The organism is Pseudonocardia tropica, assembly GCF_040105315.1.
Classification (GTDB): Bacteria; Actinomycetota; Actinomycetes; order Mycobacteriales; family Pseudonocardiaceae; genus Pseudonocardia; species Pseudonocardia alni.
Genome location: NZ_JBEDNP010000010.1, coordinates 232,020 through 250,471 on the forward strand (window position 1 = coordinate 232,020; position 18,452 = coordinate 250,471).

An 18,452-nucleotide genomic window follows, 5' to 3' on the forward strand; every position below is an offset into this window, starting at 1 on the left:
GAGAAGGTCGACGTCGTGATCGGGCCTGCGCGATCGGCTCGCCGAGGAGATCCCGACGGCCGTGTCCGACACGGCCACCGGTCGCGAGCGCCGCCTGCGCTCGGGGTTCCGCAGGAGCAGCGCCTCGGTCCCGGCCCGATCGCCGTGATCGGTGACGACCTGATCGTCACCGATCGACGACCGCGCCGCCGCCCGCACCGCGCCGTACAGCGATCCGCCTCTACCGCCTCCGACCCGGACGGCGGGCACCGTTCACGCGGGCGCTCGGTCGTGGGGCGGGTCGCGCACGATCCGCTGCCGGGCGACGAGCTCGACGGTGACCAGCGCGGCCACGGTCTCGGCGGCGAGCAGCCCGACGAGGACGAGGATCTGGGCGACGGCGGCCCGGACGGGGTCGCCGCTGCCGAGCAGGACGCCGACGAAGGCCCCGGGCAGGGTGACCAGGCCGACGGTGCGGGTCTGGTCCAGGGCGGGGACCAGGGCGTCGTGGGCGGCGGAGCGGATGACCAGGACGGCGGCGTCGCGGGGGAGGAGCCCGAGTGCGAGGGCGGCCTCGTACTCGCCGTGGCGGTCGGTGAGCTGGGCCAGTGCCCGGCGGCCCGCGAGCGAGGTGGCGGTCATGGCGCCGCCGATGACGATGCCGGCGACGGGGACGACGGCGACGCCGGTGAGGGGTACGGCGCCGGTGGCGAGGACGACGGCGAGCACGGGGGCGGTGCCGGCCAGGAGGGCGAGTCCGGCGAGCAGCCCCCGCCGGTGGCGGGTCATCCGTCGCGCCGAGGTCACGGTGGCGGCGGCGAGCATGAGGACGACGAACGCCGCGGTCGCCCACCAGTGCCGGACGACGAACACGATGACCCCTGCGACCGCGGCGAGCTGGACCACGGCGCGGACCGCCGCCCACACCGACATCCGTGCGGTGCCGGTGCCCCCGGCACGGGCGGCCAGGGCGGCGATCGCGGTCAGCGTGACGACGGCGAGGACGGTCGGCCAGCCGGCTCCGATCTGCACCCGCCCACCGTCCCATCCCCGGCCCCGCGGGCGGGATCCCGCTCGGGCGACGACACGACCCCGCGCGACGGACCGCGGCGAGACCGTCAGCGCGTCGATCCCGATGAACCGCCCGATCCCGGGCGGAGCCCGGAGACCCTCCGGACGGTCTCCACCGCGGTCACCTCGCCGTCGAGGACCGAGATGCCGCAGGCGGCCGACCCGGCCCGTGCTGACCGACCCCGCCTTCCCGCGCAGCGTCCACACCCGAGCCCGTCCGCCCCGCGACGTGAGGAGGACCCGTGGGTCTCGACGGGGTCCCGGCCGGCGACGACGTCACCGCGGAGCGGATGTTCCCGGACCCGGTCTGAACCGGGGTCGCGTCGGGGCCGGCGGCGATGCCCCCGGGGATCCGCAGTTGTGACGATGCCGTGGCCACCGCGTTGGTGACACGGTCTCCGGTGCCGGGCGCCGTCGCCCCGTCGCCACGACCCCGGTGTCCGTCGTGACGAGCAGGAGGGGCCCACCGTGGACGACGCCCAGATCCGTCAGATGCTGGTGCCGCGCATCGCGCAGCAGCGGACCGCGCTGCAGGAGTGGACCCGGCGCAGCCGCAGCCAGACCAACCGGTTGTCGGTGACCGGCCTCGTCGCCGGGGCGCTCGGCACGGTGACCACCGCGGGGCCCGCGGTCGGCAGCTCGTCGTTCACCGAGTCCGCCGCCTCGGCGCTGGGGATCGGGGAGCTGGAGGTCTGGCAGGGGGCCTGCCTGATCGCGATGGTCGTCTCGATCGTCTCGGCGGTCACCGCGGGTCTGCTGCGCCACTACGACGTCGCCTCCCGGGTCGGCGCCGCGGAGGCAGCGACGATCGAGCTGGACAACATCCGGGTCCTGCTCGAGTTCGAGCGGATCCCGGTGTCCGACGCACTGACCCGCTACCAGCAGTCGGTCGCGACGGTCCCGTTCGTCGACGGCGCGGCCGCCGCGGCGCTGCTGCCGGCGACGCTCCCGACCTCCAGGCCGACGGCGACCGGCTGAGCCGACACGGCCCCTCCCCGGCGGCGTGGTCGTCCCGTGGTGCGCCCCGTGCGCCCCGGCGGCGGTCAGGACACGTGCGACACCTCCGGCGAGGTCTTGTGGCTGTCGTCGTCGCCGACCGCACCCTGGGCGCCCTGCGGGTCGCACTCCTCGCTCCCGGCGACGCCGAGCCGGACCACCACCGACTTCGACGCCGGCTGGTTGCTCTTGAGCGCGGTGGCGTCCAGCGGCACCAGCGGGTTCGTCTCCGGGTAGTACGCCGCCGCGGTACCCCGCGGGACGTCGTAGGCGACCAGGCGGAAGCCGGGGGCGCAGCGGGTGTGCTCGTCGCCCTCCCAGCGTGTGATCAGGTCGACGTGGTCGCCCTCGGACCAGCCGAGCGCGGCGATGTCCTCGCGGTGGCAGAACACGACCCGGCGCCCGCCCTCGATGCCCCGGTAGCGGTCCGACAGGCCGTAGATGGTGGTGTTGAACTGGTCGTGGCTGCGCAGGGTCTGGAGCAGCAGGTGCCCGTCGGGCACCTCGAGCACCTCGATCGGGGACACCTCGAACTCGCCGCGGCCGGACGGGGTCTTGAAGGTCCGCGAGTCCCGCGGCGGGTGCGGCAGGACGAAACCGCCGGGGCGGCGGACGTTCACCTCGTAGCTCTCGCACCCGGTCACGACGCGGGAGATGTGGTCGCGGATGCGGCGGTAGTCCCCGCGCATCGCCGCCCAGTCGATGCCGTACCGGTCGCCGAGGGTGGCCTCGGCGATCCCGGTGACGATCGCGACCTCGGACCGCAGGTGCGGGCTCGCCGGCGGCAGCGGGCCGCGGGAGGAGTGCACCGAGCACGTGGAGTCCTCGACCGAGACGAACTGCGGCCCGGACTCCTGGACGTCGCGCTCGGTCCGGCCCAGGGTGGGCAGGATCAGCGCGGTCCGGCCGCCGTGCAGGTGCGACCGGTTGATCTTCGTCGACACCTGGACGGTCAGCCGGGTGCCGGTCAGCGCCGCGGTCGTGACGTCGGTGTCCGGTGCGGCCTGCAGGAAGTTGCCGCCGAGGCCGACGAAGACCTTGACCGTCCGGTCGCGCATGGCCCGGATGCTGTCGACGGTGTCGAAGCCGTGCTCGCGGGGCGGGTCGAACGCGAATTCGGCCTGCAGGGCGTCGAGGAACGAGTCCGGGACCCGCTCCCAGATGCCCATGGTGCGGTCGCCCTGGACGTTGGAGTGGCCACGGACCGGGAACAGCCCGCCGCCCGCGCGGCCCATGTTGCCCTGGGCGAGGGCGAGGTTGACGACCTCCTTGATCGTGGCCACGCCGTTGCGGTGCTGGGTCAGCCCCATCGCCCAGCAGTAGACCGTCTTGCGCGAGTTCCGGAGCAGGGTCGCGGCCCGGGTGATCTCGTCCCAGGACAGCCCGGTGGCGCGGGCGACGACGTCGTGGTCGACCCGGGAGACGTGGTCGCGCCACGCCTCGAACCCGGAGGTGTGCCGGTCGATGAACTCGTGGTCGAGCGCGTCCCACTCGACCAGCAGCGAGCCGATGGCCTGGAACAGCGCCAGGTCGCCGTTGACCCGGACCGGCAGGTGCAGGTCGGAGATGTCGGTGCCGCGTCCGAGGACCCCCTTCGGGGTCTGCGGGTTCTTGAACCGCATCAGCCCGGCCTCGCGCAGCGGGTTGATCGTCAGGATCGTGGCGCCGTTCTTCTTGGCGTGCTCGAGCTGGGTCAGCATCCGCGGGTGGTTGGTGCCCGGGTTCTGCCCGGCGATGACGATCACGTCCGCCTCGAGCAGGTCGGGCAGTGTCACGCTGGCCTTGCCGATCCCGATCGACTCCTGCAGGGCGATCGAGGTCGACTCGTGGCACATGTTCGAGCAGTCCGGCAGGTTGTTGGTCCCGAACGCCCTGGCGAAGAGCTGGTAGACGAACGCGGCCTCGTTGGACGCCCGGCCGGAGGTGTAGAAGGTGGCCGCACCGGGGTCGTCCAGGGCGTTGAGCTCGTCGCCGATCAGCCGGAACGCCGCGTCCCAGCCGATCGGCTCGTAGTGGGTCCCGCCCGGTCGCCGGACCATCGGGTGGGTGATCCGGCCCTGCTGGCCGAGCCAGTACTCCGACCGCTCGTCGAGCTCGGCGACGCTGTGGCGGGCGAAGAACTCCGGGGTCGCGCGCCGCGTCGTCGCCTCCTCGGCGATGGCCTTCGCGCCGTTCTCGCAGAACTCGGCGACCGAGCGGTGCCCGGGGTCGGGGTCCGGCCAGGCGCAGCTGGTGCAGTCGAAGCCTTCGGCCTGGTTCAGCTTCAGCAGCGTGCGTGCGGTGCGCGACGGTCCCATCCGTTCCAGCGACCGCTTCAGCGACACCGCGACGGCCGTCGCGCCGACGGCGTGGTCCTCGGGTGTGCCGACCTCCAGGTCGGCCTCCGAGTAGTCGTCGCTGTGTCCGTCCATGGGTCTACCTCCGCGCTCGACGACCGCCGGGCGGCGCGCCGTCGGCGCCACGCCCGCTGGGGACGCGCTACCCGGCCGGAGTGGTCCCAACCGTCCCGGACCCGATCGGTGCCGAACCGGTGACGTGCGCCCGGGCCGGCCACGGGGAGGAGGGTCACGCAGCGTCACCGGTCGGCGGTCGGCCGACCACCGGTCGCCGCGGGTGCCGCGCCGGACGTCCCCGGTCGCCCGGTCGTCCCGGCGGGCAGGCGGACCCGCCTCGTCCTCCGGTGGCCGGTCGTTGTCCGGGGTGTGGCGTACGCCGACCGGGAGCCCGGCGTGCACCACCGGTCGGTCCGAGGCGCGTCGCCCCCGCCAGGGCGCTCCGTCCCGGACCGGCCGTCCCCTCGTCCGGCCGTCGTCCGACGCGCGGGGGCGACGACGCGGTCCTGGCGGGGGAGCGCGCCTCCCGGGCCGCGGCGATGACGACCCTGCGTGTCCAGCGCTGCTCGAGCACGCCGAGCGCGAGCGCCTCACCCGCTGAGCGCGCCGCCGCCCGCGCCCGGTCCGACGTGGACCCGGCGCCGCGCGCGTGGTGACCCCGACACCGTCGGACCTCGGCGGCGCCGTCGTCGCCGGATCGGTGCGTTCGACGGGCCGTCGCACGGCGGCGCGAACGAGGCCGTGATGCACGTGCCCACCGGGATCGACGGCCCGGACGCCGCGCAGGAGTGGCGGGCCGACACGCTCGCGCACCGGAAGGAGGTCACGGGCGGGCCGGGGTGCTCCGGCCGCTCAGCCGCCGGCGGACACCGGATAGGGCACGAAGGTGCTGCGGTCCTCCAGGATCTGGGTCGCGTGGTCGAGGCGGGGGAAGGCCCGCTGCGGGCAGCGGATCCGGCTGCAGACCCGGCACCCCGCGCCGATCGGGGTGGCCGCCGCGGGGTTGTCGAGGTCGAGTCCGTCGGAGTAGACGAGCCGGTGGGCATGGCGCAGCTCGCAGCCCAGCGCGATCGCGAACGTCTTGCCCGGCCGCCCCCAGCGGCGCTGCGAGCCGGTGACGGTGCGCGCGACCCAGAGGTAGCGGGCGTCGTCGGGCATGGCCGCGACCTGCACGTCGATCTCGCCGGGGGAGGCGAAGGCGCGGTAGACGTTCCACAGCGGACACGTCCCGCCGCCGCGGGAGAAGTGGAAGCCGGTCGCGGACTGGCGCTTGGACATGTTCCCCGCCCGGTCCACCCGCACGAACGAGAACGGGACCCCGGGCTCCGACGGGCGCTGCAGCGTCGACAGCCGGTGCGCGATCGTCTCGAAGCCCTGTCCGAAGTGGTCGGACAGGCGCTCGATGTCGTAGCGGAAGGTCTCCGCCGTCGTGCGGAACTCGCCGTAGGGCAGGGTCAGGGCGGCGGCGAAGTACCGGGCCAGACCGATCCGGGTCAGCGTGTGGGTGTCGGCGTCGACGGGCTCCTGCGCGGCGAGGGCCTCGATCGTGTCGTCGTGCTCCAGCAGGGCGAGCTGGGTCGCCATGCGGAACGCCTGCTGCCCGGCGCGCAGCGTGGGCGAGAGCCGCAGCACCCGGTCGACGGGGTCGTAGCGGTGCAGCTCGCCGGCGCCGCCGCGGTCGTCCTCCAGCCCGGCGATGCCGACGCCGTGCACGCTGCGCAGCCGCTCCGCCAGCGCGCGCCGCACCTCGCCGCGCCGGACCCCGATCCCGGTGGCCAGGGACTCGGCGGCGTCGTCGAGCTCGGCGACGTGGTTGCGGCGCCGGTAGAAGTAGTCGCGCACCTGTTCGTGTGGGGACGCCGACCGGACCCGGTCGCTGCCGTCGCGCGGGCCGTCGGCCGCCGCGGCCAGGTGTTCGTCGGCGCGCCGCCAGCGCCGGTACAGCTCCAGCACCGCGTCGGCGGCCGCGGGCAGCTCCGCGGCCAGCCGTTCGATCTGACCCACCGGGACCGACCCGGCGGCCGAGGTGGTCTCGGCGAACACCTCGTGCAGCTCGGCGACGAGGCGCTCGGGCCGCCGGGCCGCGAAGAACGCCGCGTCGACGCCGAACACCTCGGTGATCCGTAGCAGGACCGGCACCGTCAGCGGTCGCGAGCCGTGCTCGATCTGGTTGAGGTAGCTGGGCGAGATCTCCAGGGTGCGGGCCAGCTGGGCCTGGCTCATCGACCGGGTCTCGCGCAGCGCGCGCAACCGGGTCCCCGGGATGCCTGACGTCGCCATGCCGCGGACTGTAGCCGAGGACACCCTTCGCAACCTTCGCAGAATCCGGCCGGAAGATGCGCAGGAGTTGGCAGGTCGCCACCGTCGCCGGACCCCGGTCCCGGCTCCGATGCTGGTCGCACCCCGTTCGAGAGATCGCCACACCCTCCGGTCACCACCGGCCGGGCCGTGAGCGCGGACACGGACGAGACCTTCGCAGAGGAGCACGACATGACCGGGACCCATCGTCAGGAGCGGATCGACGAGCTGGAGCGGCAGTGGGCGCAGGACCCGCGCTGGGCCGGGACCACCCGCGGTCACACCGCACAGGACGTGGTGGCGCTGGCCGGCAGCGTCCGCGAGGAGCACACCCTGGCCCGTCTGGGCTCCGAGCGGCTGTGGCGGCTGCTGCACGAGCGCGACTACGTGCACGCACTCGGCGCGCTGACCGGTAACCAGGCGGTGCAGAGCGTGCGCGCCGGGCTGGAGGCGATCTACCTGTCCGGCTGGCAGGTGGCCGCCGACGCCAACCTGGCCGGGCAGACCTACCCCGACCAGAGCCTCTACCCGGCGAACTCGGTGCCGTCGGTGGTGCGCCGGATCAACAACGCGCTGCTGCGGGCCGACCAGATCAGCACCCTGGAGGGCCGTGCGGCCGCCGACGGCGGGGACGACCCGCACTGGCTGGTGCCGATCGTCGCCGACGCCGAGGCGGGCTTCGGCGGTCCGCTCAACGCCTTCGAGCTGATGCGGGCCATGATCGCCGCCGGGGCCGCGGGCGTGCACTGGGAGGACCAGCTCGCCTCGGAGAAGAAGTGCGGGCACCTGGGCGGGAAGGTGCTGGTCCCGACCTCGCAGCACGTCCGCACGCTGAACGCGGCACGGCTCGCGGCCGACATCGCCGACGTGCCGTCGGTGATCGTCGCCCGGACCGACGCCCAGGCCGCCAACCTGATCACCTCCGACGTCGACGAGCGGGACCGGCCCTACCTCACCGGCGAGCGCACCGCGGAGGGCTTCCACCGGGTCACCGGCGGTGTCGAGCCGTGCATCACCCGCGGTCTGGCCTACGCGCCGTACGCCGACCTGCTGTGGATGGAGACCTCGGTGCCGGACCTGGAGCTGGCGCGCAAGTACGCCGAGGCGATCAAGGGCGAGTTCCCGGACCAGCTGCTCGCCTACAACTGCTCGCCGTCGTTCAACTGGCGCCGCCACCTCGACGACGACACGATCGCCCGCTTCCAGCGCGAGCTGGGCGCGATGGGCTACGCGTTCCAGTTCATCACCCTCGCCGGCTTCCACGCGCTCAACCACTCGATGTTCGACCTGGCCAAGGGCTACGCCGCGAACGGCATGAGCGCCTACGTGGCGCTGCAGGAGCGCGAGTTCGCCGCCGAGGCCGACGGCTACACCGCGATCAAGCACCAGCGCGAGGTCGGCACCGGCTGGTTCGACGCGGTCTCCACCGCGGTCAACCCGGAGTCGTCGACGACGGCGTTGGCCGGGTCCACCGAGTCCGAGCAGTTCCACGGCTGAACGGGTGCGCTGATGCTGCAGACCGACGTCCCCCCGGTCCGCAGGCGGACCGGGCTGCGCGCGGCACTCGGCCGTACCCGGCCGGGGGCGCGGCCGCTGCGCTTCCAGACCGTCACCACCACCGCGGCCGCCCGCCAGGTCGCCGCGCTCGGCCTCGACGGCGTCCACGTGACGGCGGCGACGGCGGGCGCGGAGGAGCCGGTCGCGCTGACCGCGCGGATCGTGCGGGCCACCCCGCTGCCGGTACTCGTGGACCTCGGCGGTGCCGGCGACGCCGACGACGTCGCCCGGTTCGAGGCGGCCGGCGCGTCCGGTGTCCACCTCGACGACACCGGTCCCACCGACCACGCGGCCGTCGACGTCGCGGTCCGGGTCCGCGCCGCCGTGCGGGCCCGCCGCGACCCGGACCTCCTGATCGGGGTCCGCACCGCCGGCGCCGCCTGCGGCCTGAGCGAGACCATCGACCGTGCCCGCGCCTGTGTCGGCGCCGGTGCGGACGTGATCGTCGTCGAGGCGCCCGTGTCGCGGGCCGCGTACACGGTCCTGCGCGAGGCCCTCGCCGTCCCGCTGCTCGTGACCGCGACCACGGTCACCGGCGGCGACCCGACCCCCGTCCTGCTGCCCACCGTCACGCAGCTCGCCGCCCTCGGCATGGACGTCGTGATCCACCCCGTCACCGGCCCGCGGGCCCCGACCGCCACCGACCGTGGCCGCCGGGACCCGGCCGACGCAGGAACACCACGAGGTCCCGCCGGCGCGCTGCAGCCCGGAGCCCACGGCGGCGACCGCACCCGGGACCGCCCCGCGGCTCCCGCCGGAGGAGGACACCGATGACCGACAACCCGAGGGACACCCACGTCCGGCGCGGCCTGGTGGGGGTCGTCGCCGACACGACGTCGATCTCCGACGTCGACCCCTGCCGCAACGTGCTGCTCTACCGCGGCTACCCGGCATCCGGGCTGACCGCGCGCCACACGTTCCTCGACGTGGCGCACCTGCTGTGGACCGGCGAGCTGCCGGACGCGGCCGAGCTCGCCACGCTGGAGCGTCGTGAACGGTCGCTGCGGACGCTGGACCCCGCGTGCGAGGCGATGCTGCTGTCGCTGCCGACCGACTGCCACCCGATGGACGTGCTGCGCACCGCCGTGAGCCGGATCGGCGCCGCCGACCCCGCGACGGCGGACCGCTCCACCGACGCGAGTGCGGACAAGGCCGTGGAGCTGCTCGCGGTGCTGCCGACGGTCGTCGCGCTGGACCAGCGGCGTCGCCGCGGCCTGGACCCCATCCCACCGGACCCCGGCCTCGGCCACGCCGAGAACGTGTTCCACATGACCTTCGGGGAGGTCCCCGAACCGGAGGTCGTGCGGGCGTTCGAGATCGCGATGATCCTCTACGCAGACCACGGCTTCAGCGCCTCCACCTTCGCCGCCCGGACCGTCACCTCCACCCGGTCGGACCTCTACAGCGCGGTCGTCGCCGCGCTCGGTGCGCTCAAGGGCGAGCTGCACGGCGGGGCGAACGAGGCCGTGCTGAACCAGTTCGCCGAGATCGGCGACCCCGACCACGTCGACGACTGGCTGGCCGCCCGGCTCGAGGCCGGCGAGCGGGTGATGGGCTTCGGGCACCGGGTCTACAAGCGCGGTGACTCGCGGGTGCCCGCACTGCACACGCAGATGCGACGGGTCGCGGAGCTGCGCGGCGGCCGGGACCTGATGGCGCACTACGAGGTCCTCGCCGGCGCGATGCTCCGCGAGAAGGGGCTGCGCCCCAACCTCGACTACGCCGCGGGTCCGCTGTTCCACCTCATGGGGTTCGACACCCCGCTGTTCACCGCGCTGTTCGCGATGTCGCGGATCAGCGGCTGGACCGCGCACGTGATCGAACAGGCCGCCCACGACGTCCTGATCCGTCCCGTCTCGCGGTACGACGGGAAGTCCCGGCGGGAGGTGGACGCCGTTCGATGACACCCTGAACGCGCGTCAGGGAACCGGACGGGTCCGATGCCCGTCCGGTTCCCGCATGCCCGGAACTCGACGGAGAACGGTGCTGCGGACCACGTCAGTGCAGGTGGTGGAGGTAGACCGACGTCCGACGTCGCCGGAGCACGCCCCGGGAGGGAGCGGGCCCGCGGTGTTCAGCCCTCCGGACCGCCCGGCGGCAGCGCCGGATCGGCCTTGAGGGCGACCCCGGACAGCTTCAGCCGACGCGCCTCGCTCATCAGCAGGGCGAGCGTGGTCGCGGCGGCGGCGTAGCCGGTGCCGTGCGGCGGGCGGACGTTGGAGATGCAGTTGCGCTCGGAGTCGCGCCGGCCGCGGCGGGCGTCGTAGGTGAAGTACAGCCCGAGCGAGTCGACCGAGCTCATCCCCGGCCGCTCCCCGACGAGCACGACGACGTGCCGGGCGCCGACCGCGGTCGCGATCTCGTCGCCGAGCGCGACCCGGGCCTGGGTGGCGACGACGACCGGCGCCACCCGCCACCCGTCGAGCCGGTCGAGGATCTCGGCCAGCATCCCGGGGGCGTGCTCGGCCACCGCGCGGGGCGACAGCCCGTCGGCGACGACGAGCACCACGTCGTGTTCCCCGCGCGGCAGGTCGGTGCCGTCGGCGAGGCGGCGGCCCAGGTCGGGCCGGGTCAGGTACTCGGTGCGGTCGGCGGGGGCCCCGGCGGCGCGCAGCGTGTCCACCCCGAGCGCGGCGATCCGGTCGGTGAGCGCGTCGACGTCGAGGGGGGTGTGCACGGCGTCGCGGGCCGCGGCGTGCGCGGCGCGCAGCTCCAGCAGCCGCGCGGTCGGCAGCGCGTCCCCGGCCCGGCCGAGCGCGACGCGCGCCCGGGTGGAGGCCCGCAGCAGCTCCAGCGGGTCGGACCCGCTCACCGCACACCCGCCGTGAGTGCCCGGACCGCGGACGGTGCGAGATCCTTGAGCCGCCCGTCCGGCGCCAGCATGTCCATCGTGGACAGCCACGCCCCGAACTCGGGCGCCGGGCGCAGGCCCAGCACCTGCCGGGCGTAGAGCGCGTCGTGGAAGGACAGCGACTGGTAGTGCAGCATCACGTCGTCGCCGCCGGGCACGCAGATCACGAACGAGCAGCCGGCCGCGCCGAGCAGGGTGAGCAGGGCGTCGGTGTCGTCGGCGTCGGCCTCGGCGTGGTTGGTGTAGCAGACGTCGACGCCCATCGGGACGCCCAGCAGCTTCCCGCACAGGTGGTCCTCCAGCCCGGCGCGGGTGATCTGCTTGCCGTCGTAGAGGTACTCCGGCCCGATGAACCCGACGACGGTGTTGACCAGCAGCGGGTCGAACGCGCGGGCGACGGCGTAGGCCCGCGCCTCCAACGTCTGCTGGTCGACGCCGTGGTGGGCGTCGGCCGACAGCGCGGAGCCCTGCCCGGTCTCGAAGTACATGCAGTTCGTGCCGACGGTGCCCCTGCCCAGTGACAGCGCGGCGTCGTGCGCCTCGCGCAGCATCGCCAGCGTCACCCCGAAGCCGGTGTTCGCCGCCTCGGTGCCGGCGACGGACTGGAACACCAGGTCCACCGGGGCGCCGCGCTCCATGATCTCGATGGAGGTCGTGACGTGGGCGAGCACGCAGGACTGGGTGGGGATGTCGTAGCGGGTGCGCACCTCGTCGATCAGGTGCAGCAGGTCGGTGGTGCGCTGCGGCGAGTCCGTCGCCGGGTTGATGCCGATGACGGCGTCACCGCAGCCGAGCAGCAGGCCGTCGACGATCGAGGCGGTCACCCCGGCGGGGTCGTCGGTGGGGTGGTTGGGCTGCAGCCGGGTGGCCATCGTGCCGGGCATACCGACCGTCGACCGGAACGCGGTGACCACCGGGGTGCGCCGCCCGACCGCGATCAGGTCCTGCAGCCGCATCAGCTTCGACGTCGCCGCCACCATCTCCGGGGTCAGCCCGGGGGCGAGGGCGGTCGTGTCGGTGGCGGGGGAGAGCAGGTGCTCGCGGAACTCCCCGACCGTCATCGACGCCACCGGGGCGAACGCCGCCGGGTCGTGCGAGTCGACGATCAGGCGGGTCACCTCGTCGTCGTCGTAGGGGATCACCTGCTCGTCGAGGAACGTCGCGAGCGGCAGGTCGGCGAGGACGGTCTGGGCGGCCACCCGTTCCTGCTCCGAGCCCGCGGCGATCCCGGCGAGCACGTCCCCGGACCGCTCCGGGGTCGCGGCGGCCAGCAGCGCCCGCAGGTCGGCGAACTCGTGGGTGTGCCCGCCGACCGTGACCCTCCGGACCGTCACGTGAGCTCCGCCTCCGCCCGTGCCAGCGCGGCGAACTCCTCGTCGGGTGCCGCCGCGACCAGATGGTGCCGCGAGTACAGCGCGAAGTACAGCATGAACAGCGCGAACGCCCCGAGGGTCGCGCCCGCCGCGACCGGGTCGACGAGGAACGTCGCGATCACCGCGAGCACCGCGACGACCAGCGCGAACCCGGTCGTGGCGACGCCGCCGGGGGTCCGGTAGGGGCGCGGCATCTCCGGGGCGGTGCGGCGCAGCACGATGTGGCTGACCATCATCAGGACGTAGGACAGGGCCGCGCCGAACACCGCCATGTTGAGCAGCACCGCGCCCTGCCCGGTGAGCGAGAGCCCGAAGCCGACGGCACCCGGGACGATCAGCGCCAGGGTCGGGGCCTTGCGGCCGTTGGTCACCGACAGCACCCGCGGCAGGTACCCGGCGCGCGACAGCGCGAAGGTCTGGCGGGAGTAGGCGTAGATGATCGAGAAGAAGCTCGCGACCAGGCCGGCCAGCCCGACGTAGTTGACCACGACCCCCGCGGTCGACCCGCCGAGCGCCTCGACCAGCGGGTTGCCCGACTCCGACAGCGCCTGCGCACCGAGCGCGCCGGTCGCCAGCACCAGCACCAGCGCCCCGGTGACGAGCAGGACCAGCATCGCGGCGACGATCCCGCGGGGCACGTTCCGCTCGGGGTCCCGCGCCTCCTCCGCGGCGAGCGGGACGCCCTCCAGTGCGAGGAAGAACCAGATCGCGAACGGCACCGCCGACCAGATGCCCAGGTAGCCGAACGGCAGGAACGGCGAGGCGCCCGCGGCGTCGGTCGCCGGGATGTCGACGAGGTTGGCGGTGTCGAACAGCGGCACCGCGGCGACGGCGAAGATCAGCAGCCCGAGGACGGCGATCGCGGTGATCACGAACATGACCTTGAGCGCCTCGCCGACGCCGGCGATGTGGATGCCGATGAACAGCAGGTAGGCGGCGAGGTAGACCCACCAGCCGTCGGTGATCCCGAACAGGCCCAGCGACTCGACGTAGGCGCCGATGAAGGTGGCGATCGCCGCCGGGGCGATGGCGTACTCGATGAGGATCGCGGTGCCGGTGGCGAACCCGCCCCACGGGCCCAGCGCGCGGCGGGCGAAGGTGTAGCCGCCGCCCGCGGCGGGCAGCGCCGAGGACAGCTCGGCCATGCCGAGGACCATCGCGAAGTACATGCCCGCGATGACGACCCCGGCGAGCAGCAGGCCGCCGAACCCGCCCTCGGCGAGGCCGAAGTTCCAGCCGGAGTAGTCCCCGGAGATGACGTAGCTGACGCCGAGCCCGGCGAGCAGGACCCAGCCCGCGGCCCCGGTCCGCAGCCGCCGGCGCTCGAGGTAGTCCTGCTCGGCCGGTCCGGTACCCGACGGGTCGTGGGCCATGGCGTCCTCCTGGGGCACGTCCTCGCCGACGGCGACCGCCGGACGTGGGGACAAGTTAGGGAGTTCCGGCCCGGCCCGGGTAGGCCCGCGCGGCGTAACGTCACACGGACTTCACACGGCGACGGGCGCGGGGCGGGGTCCGGCCCGCCCCGCGCCCGGGATGCTCAGTCGGCGAGCTTGCTGACCGCCTGCGCCCAGAGGAAGAACTTGTTGGTGCCCAGGTCACGGACGGACGTGATGTTGAACGCCTCCTTCAGCAGCTGCGCGTCCCCCTCGGAGACGCCCTTCAGCGCGTCGACGGGCGCGGCGGCCAGATCCTCGACGCTCTTGCCCTCGTACGCCTTGTCGAACTTGCCGGCGATGTCGCCCACGGTGGTCCCTTCTCCCTGCGGCCCCACGGCCGCGTCGGACGGTTGGCGGGGCCCACCCTGGCAGCGATCGGTGCACGGCTGAACGATCGACACCCGCCTCTCGGTGAACGGGTGCCGCGGGCCGTCGAACGCGCCCGGCGCGGGGTCCGGTCAGCCGGGCAGGGCTCGGGGAGCTGCCCACCACGCTGTCGGCGGTCGCCGTCGTCGCGGTCGTGGGGGCGGTGTCGCGGCGGCTCGGCCTGGGCCGGGCGATCGCGGTCGGGCCGGCCCGGACCCTCACCACCGACGCGGTCGTCTCGTCGGTGCCGCCCCACAAGGCCGGCGCCGCCTCGGCCGTCTCCGAGACGGCGCTGGAGCTGGGGTGGCGATGGGCGTCGCCGTGCTGGGCTCGGTCGTGTCGCTGGTCTACCGCGCGCAGCCGGCCCCGCCCGCCGGGCTCGACCCGGCGGCCCGCGCCGCGGTGACCGACTCGCTCGCCGCGGGCGCGACCGCACTGGACCCGGCCTCGCCGGTGCTCGACGGCGCCCGCGCGGCGTTCACGACGGCGATGCAGACGACGTCGACCCGGATCCGGCGCCGCGCCGGATCCGGGTCGACACCCTGCACCCCGGCCGCACCTCGACCCCGTTCCGGGCGACAGCGAGATGCGCGACCGGGAAGGATCAGTTCCCGCCCGGGTCGCCGCCGGGGCGGCCCGGCGTCGCCTCGACGGTGGCCTGCGGCAGCAGGACCTGCTGGCCGTCGTCGAGGCCGGACCGGACCTCGGTGAACTGGTCGCCCACCAGGCCGGGGACGAACTGCCGGGTCACCGCGGCGCCGTCGTCGCCGGGGACGTCGACGACCGAGCGCCCGCCCTCCTGCCGGACGGCGGTGTTCGGCACCCGCAGCACCCCGTTGCGGGACTCGGTGCGCACGTCGGCCTGCGCGGTCTGGCCGTCGCGCAGCTGCGGGTCGGTGCGGTTCAGCACGACGGTCGCGTAGTAGCTCACGACGCCCGACAGCTGCGTCGCGGTGGGCGCGACGGCCACCACGGTCGCCGGCAGGCTCACCCCGGGCAGCGCGTCGACGGTCACGTCGACGGTCTGGTTCGGCGCGACCCGGGCGGCGTCGCTCTCCTCGAACGGGACGACCAGCTGGTAGGTCTGCAGGTCGTTGAGGGTGAGGAACGGCGCCCCGCCGGCCGCGGACGCGCCGCCCCCGGTGGCGCCCGCCGAGCCCGACGCCGCCGACGCGGCCCCGACGGCGTCGGGGATCCGGGCGTCGGTCCCCGGGGCGAGCGCGGTGGCGGCGCTCGCCGCCGGAACGACGTCGCCGACCGCGCCGTTGATCGCGGACACGGTGCCGGCCACCGGGGCGCGCAGCAGGGTGTCGTCGAGCGCGCGCTGGGCGTCGGCGAGGGTGTTGCGGGCGTCGGCGACCACGGCGTCCTGCACCGCGACGTCGGCCGGTGCGTCGTTGTTCGCCCCGGTGAGCTGGGAGCGGGCGTCGGACACGGCGCTCTCGGCGTTCGCGATCGACACCCGGCCGGAGGCGGCACCGGTGTCGCGGCTGCCCTCGGCCTGCGACAGCGCCGTCTGCGAGGTGATGACCTGGCCCTTCGCCGTCGCCACGGCCTGCTCGTCGGCGGCGACGGCGGTGCAGGCCGGGTCGGTCGGGGCCGCGCCGACGCCGGACCCGCCCGACGCGCCCGACGCGCCCGACCCGCCGGACAGGCCGCCGAGCAGTCCGCCTCCGGAGGGGGCGGTGGTGGGCTCCGGGGTGGCGGTCGCGGTGCCGCCGCCGGAGCGCTTGCAGGCCCGCCGGTCGGTCTCCAGCTGCTGCTGGGCCGCGGCGAGCTGCTTGCGGTCGAAGGCGAGCTGAACCTTCGCCCGCTCGACGGCGGTGTCGTTCGCCGCGTTCTGCGCGCCGACCTGGTCCCGGGTCGCGGCCAGGACCGACTCGGCCGAGGCCAGCGACGCCTGCGCGGCCTCGACGGTGTTCGCCCCGGTCAGCTTGCCCAGCGACGCCTGCTGCTGGTCCAGCCCGGCCTGCGCGGAGGCGACCTTCGACCGGGCCTCGGCGTCGTCGAGCCGGGCCAGCGGCTGCCCCGCCGCGACGGTCTCGCCGACCTCGACCAGCAGTTCGGTGATCCGGCCGCCGTCGGTGAACCCGAGGTTCTGCTGGGTGATCGACACCAGCGACCCCGACGCCGACACCCCGGTGGAGACCACACCCCGGTCGACGACGGCCGTCGGCGGCGGTTGCTCCCCTCCGGTGCAGGCCGTGAGGCCGACGAGTCCGGCGAGCAGCAGGCTGCCCGCGAGCCGCAGTCGGGTCATGAAGTGCTCCTCAGCTGCTGTCACTGGTGCCGCAGGGCGTCGATGGGCCGCATCCGTGCGGCCCGGTTGGCGGGGAAACCGCCCGCGAGCAGCCCGATCAGCAGGCTCACCCCGAAGGCGAGCACCACCGATCCGGCCGACACCGTCGGGGCGGGGAAGTCGGGTACGAGGCGGGGCAGGACGATCCCGGCCAGCACGGACACGCCGACGCCGACCAGGATCCCGATGACCCCGCCGACGCCGGTCAGGACCATCGCCTCGATGAGGAACTGCTGCAGGATCGCGCGGCGGCGCGCGCCGATGGCCTTGCGGATGCCGATCTCGCGGGTCCGCTCGGTGACCGTGACCAGCATGATGTTGGCGACGCCGATGCTCCCGACCAGCAGCGAGATGCCCGCGACCGCCGCGACGAAGATCGTCACGAAGCTCAGGACCTGCGAGGACTGGTCGAGCAGGCTCTGCAGCGCGGTGACGGTGTAGTCGCGGTCCTGCGGGTCGTCGATGCGGTGCCGGTCGTCGAGGACCGTCGTGACCTGCTCGACCGCCTGCGGCACCGCGTCGGTGGACACCGCGCGCACGGTGACCTGGTCGACGACGTCGCCGCCACCGGTCAGGTAGGCCCGCGCGGCGCCCAGCGGCATGACGGCGATGTCGTCCTGCTGGCCGTTGGCGGCGAGCACGCCGATCACCCGGAACGAGGTGCGCCCGATCCGCACCTCCGAGCCCAGCGCGTCGCCGGCGCGGCCGCCGAACAGCGTGGCCACCGGGTTGGGGCCGAGCACGACGACCTTCGCCCGGGTCGTGGCCTGCCGGTCGTCGAAGAACGACCCGACGACGAGCTCCCGGTTGGTGATGTCGAGGTAGTCGGCGTCGGCGCCGGTCACGCCGCTGCGGACGCTCCCGCCACCGGCCAGCTGCAGCTGCGCCGAGCCGGTGACCGTCGGGCTGACCGAGGCGACCGCGGGCGCGGAGGCCCGGTCGCGCAGGGCGCGGACGTCGGCGTCGGTGAGGTCGCGCGGGGTGCCGGTGCCACTGATGCCACCGCGATCCGGGGTGATCTGGATCTGGTTGGCGAGCGGGCCGAACGCGTCGGCGACGAAGCGCTGCAGACCGTTGCCGAACGCGACCAGCACGATCACCGCGGCGACCCCGATGATGATCCCGAGCATCGTCAGCAGCGACCGCAGCGGCCCGGCCCGCAGGCCCCGTACCGCGATCCGCGCGGACTCCCAGATCGTCATCGGCGCTCGTCACCCACGATCCGGCCGTCGCGCAGGGTCACGACCCGCTTGGCGAACTCGGCGACCTCGGGCTCGTGGGTGATGAGCACGACGGTGCGGCCGCTCTCGTTCAGCTCCACGAAGAGGTTCATGACGTCGGTGGTCGAGGCGGTGTCGAGGTTCCCCGTCGGCTCGTCGGCCAGGATCATCGACGGGTCGGTGACCAGCGCGCGGGCCACCGCGACGCGCTGCTGCTGGCCGCCGGAGAGCTCGTTGGGCCGGTGGTCGCCGCGGTCGCCGAGCCCGACCCGCTCCAGCGCGCGCCGCGCCCGGCCCCGGCGGTCGCGCCCGCCGGCGTAGACCAGCGGCAGCTCCACGTTGGCCAGCGCCGTGGTGCGCGGCAGCAGGTTGAACGACTGGAAGACGAAACCGATCTTCTGCAGGCGGACGTCGGCGAGCCGGTTGTCCGACATCCGGCCGACGTCGATGCCGTCGAGCCGGTAGGCGCCGGAACTCGGCACGTCGAGGCAGCCGAGGATGTTCATCATCGTGGACTTGCCCGAGCCGGAGGGGCCCATGATCGCGACGAGGTCGCCGTCGTCGACGTGCAGGTCCACGGCGTCGAGTGCGCGCAGCTCGAGGGCTCCGGTCCGGTAGACCTTGGAGACCCCCTCCAGCTCGATCACGATTCCGGAGATTACGCACGGCGCGG

Annotated in this window: 15 protein-coding genes; 4 read left to right on the top strand and 11 right to left on the bottom strand. The window is 74.4% G+C overall.

Annotation, left to right across the window (positions count from 1 at the left end):
• Positions 1–252 precede the first annotated feature (252 nt).
• Complete coding sequence (locus WHI96_RS18335) at positions 253–1,005, bottom strand: ABC transporter permease (protein ID WP_425571582.1); 753 nt, start codon at positions 1,003–1,005, stop codon at positions 253–255.
• A 513-nt stretch (positions 1,006–1,518) separates the two neighbouring features.
• Between WHI96_RS18335 and WHI96_RS18340 the strand changes: the two genes are divergently transcribed.
• Positions 1,519–2,028 (top strand): hypothetical protein, encoded by a 510-nt coding sequence (locus WHI96_RS18340; protein ID WP_345644034.1) that lies wholly within the window; start codon positions 1,519–1,521, stop codon positions 2,026–2,028.
• A gap of 65 nt (positions 2,029–2,093) precedes the next feature.
• On the opposite strand, the gene WHI96_RS18345 is transcribed toward WHI96_RS18340, so the two are convergent.
• Together WHI96_RS18345 and WHI96_RS18350 are read right to left on the bottom strand one after the other, a co-directional pair.
• A complete protein-coding gene (locus WHI96_RS18345; RefSeq protein ID WP_345644031.1) occupies positions 2,094–4,457 on the bottom strand; it encodes an FdhF/YdeP family oxidoreductase in 2,364 nt (787 codons plus the stop codon).
• 774 nt (positions 4,458–5,231) lie between these two features.
• Positions 5,232–6,659: a short-chain fatty acyl-CoA regulator family protein gene (locus tag WHI96_RS18350; RefSeq protein WP_345644029.1), complete on the bottom strand. Its 1,428-nt coding sequence runs from the start codon at positions 6,657–6,659 to the stop codon at positions 5,232–5,234.
• 210 nt (positions 6,660–6,869) lie between these two features.
• Here WHI96_RS18350 and aceA point away from each other — a divergent pair, with 210 nt between their 5' ends.
• The 3 genes from aceA to WHI96_RS18365 are packed head-to-tail and all read left to right on the top strand — an operon-like array spanning position 6,870 to position 10,138.
• A complete protein-coding gene (aceA, locus tag WHI96_RS18355) occupies positions 6,870–8,174 on the top strand; it encodes an isocitrate lyase (RefSeq protein WP_345644578.1) in 1,305 nt (434 codons plus the stop codon).
• Between the two features lie 12 nt (positions 8,175–8,186).
• Positions 8,187–9,008: an isocitrate lyase/phosphoenolpyruvate mutase family protein gene (locus WHI96_RS18360; protein ID WP_345644026.1), complete on the top strand. Its 822-nt coding sequence runs from the start codon at positions 8,187–8,189 to the stop codon at positions 9,006–9,008.
• Complete coding sequence (locus tag WHI96_RS18365; RefSeq protein WP_345644024.1) at positions 9,005–10,138, top strand: bifunctional 2-methylcitrate synthase/citrate synthase; 1,134 nt, start codon at positions 9,005–9,007, stop codon at positions 10,136–10,138. The genes WHI96_RS18360 and WHI96_RS18365 overlap by 4 nt, the downstream gene beginning before the upstream one ends.
• 170 nt (positions 10,139–10,308) lie before the next feature.
• Here WHI96_RS18365 and eutC read toward each other — a convergent pair whose 3' ends face one another.
• From eutC to WHI96_RS18405, 8 genes are all read right to left on the bottom strand, one after another.
• Positions 10,309–11,046 (bottom strand): ethanolamine ammonia-lyase subunit EutC, encoded by a 738-nt coding sequence (gene eutC, locus WHI96_RS18370; RefSeq protein ID WP_345644022.1) that lies wholly within the window; start codon positions 11,044–11,046, stop codon positions 10,309–10,311.
• Entirely contained in the window at positions 11,043–12,419 is a 1,377-nt protein-coding gene (locus WHI96_RS18375; protein WP_345644019.1) for an ethanolamine ammonia-lyase subunit EutB, read from the bottom strand. Before WHI96_RS18375 ends, eutC begins: the two co-directional genes overlap by 4 nt.
• Positions 12,416–13,831: an ethanolamine permease gene (eat, locus tag WHI96_RS18380; RefSeq protein WP_345644575.1), complete on the bottom strand. Its 1,416-nt coding sequence runs from the start codon at positions 13,829–13,831 to the stop codon at positions 12,416–12,418. The genes WHI96_RS18375 and eat overlap by 4 nt, the downstream gene beginning before the upstream one ends.
• Before the next feature lie 164 nt (positions 13,832–13,995).
• Positions 13,996–14,202 (bottom strand): hypothetical protein, encoded by a 207-nt coding sequence (locus WHI96_RS18385; RefSeq protein WP_345644016.1) that lies wholly within the window; start codon positions 14,200–14,202, stop codon positions 13,996–13,998.
• 405 nt (positions 14,203–14,607) lie between these two features.
• Positions 14,608–14,808 (bottom strand): hypothetical protein, encoded by a 201-nt coding sequence (locus tag WHI96_RS18390; protein ID WP_345644013.1) that lies wholly within the window; start codon positions 14,806–14,808, stop codon positions 14,608–14,610.
• A gap of 56 nt (positions 14,809–14,864) precedes the next feature.
• On the bottom strand, positions 14,865–16,520 hold the full coding sequence (locus tag WHI96_RS18395; RefSeq protein WP_345644010.1) for an HlyD family efflux transporter periplasmic adaptor subunit: 1,656 nt from the start codon (positions 16,518–16,520) through the stop codon (positions 14,865–14,867).
• A 20-nt stretch (positions 16,521–16,540) separates the two neighbouring features.
• Positions 16,541–17,761 carry an ABC transporter permease gene (locus WHI96_RS18400; RefSeq protein ID WP_345644007.1) on the bottom strand — a complete coding sequence of 407 codons (1,221 nt, stop codon included), beginning with the start codon at positions 17,759–17,761 and terminating at the stop codon, positions 16,541–16,543.
• Entirely contained in the window at positions 17,758–18,426 is a 669-nt protein-coding gene (locus WHI96_RS18405) for an ABC transporter ATP-binding protein (RefSeq protein WP_345644005.1), read from the bottom strand. The genes WHI96_RS18400 and WHI96_RS18405 overlap by 4 nt, the downstream gene beginning before the upstream one ends.
• Positions 18,427–18,452 lie beyond the last annotated feature (26 nt).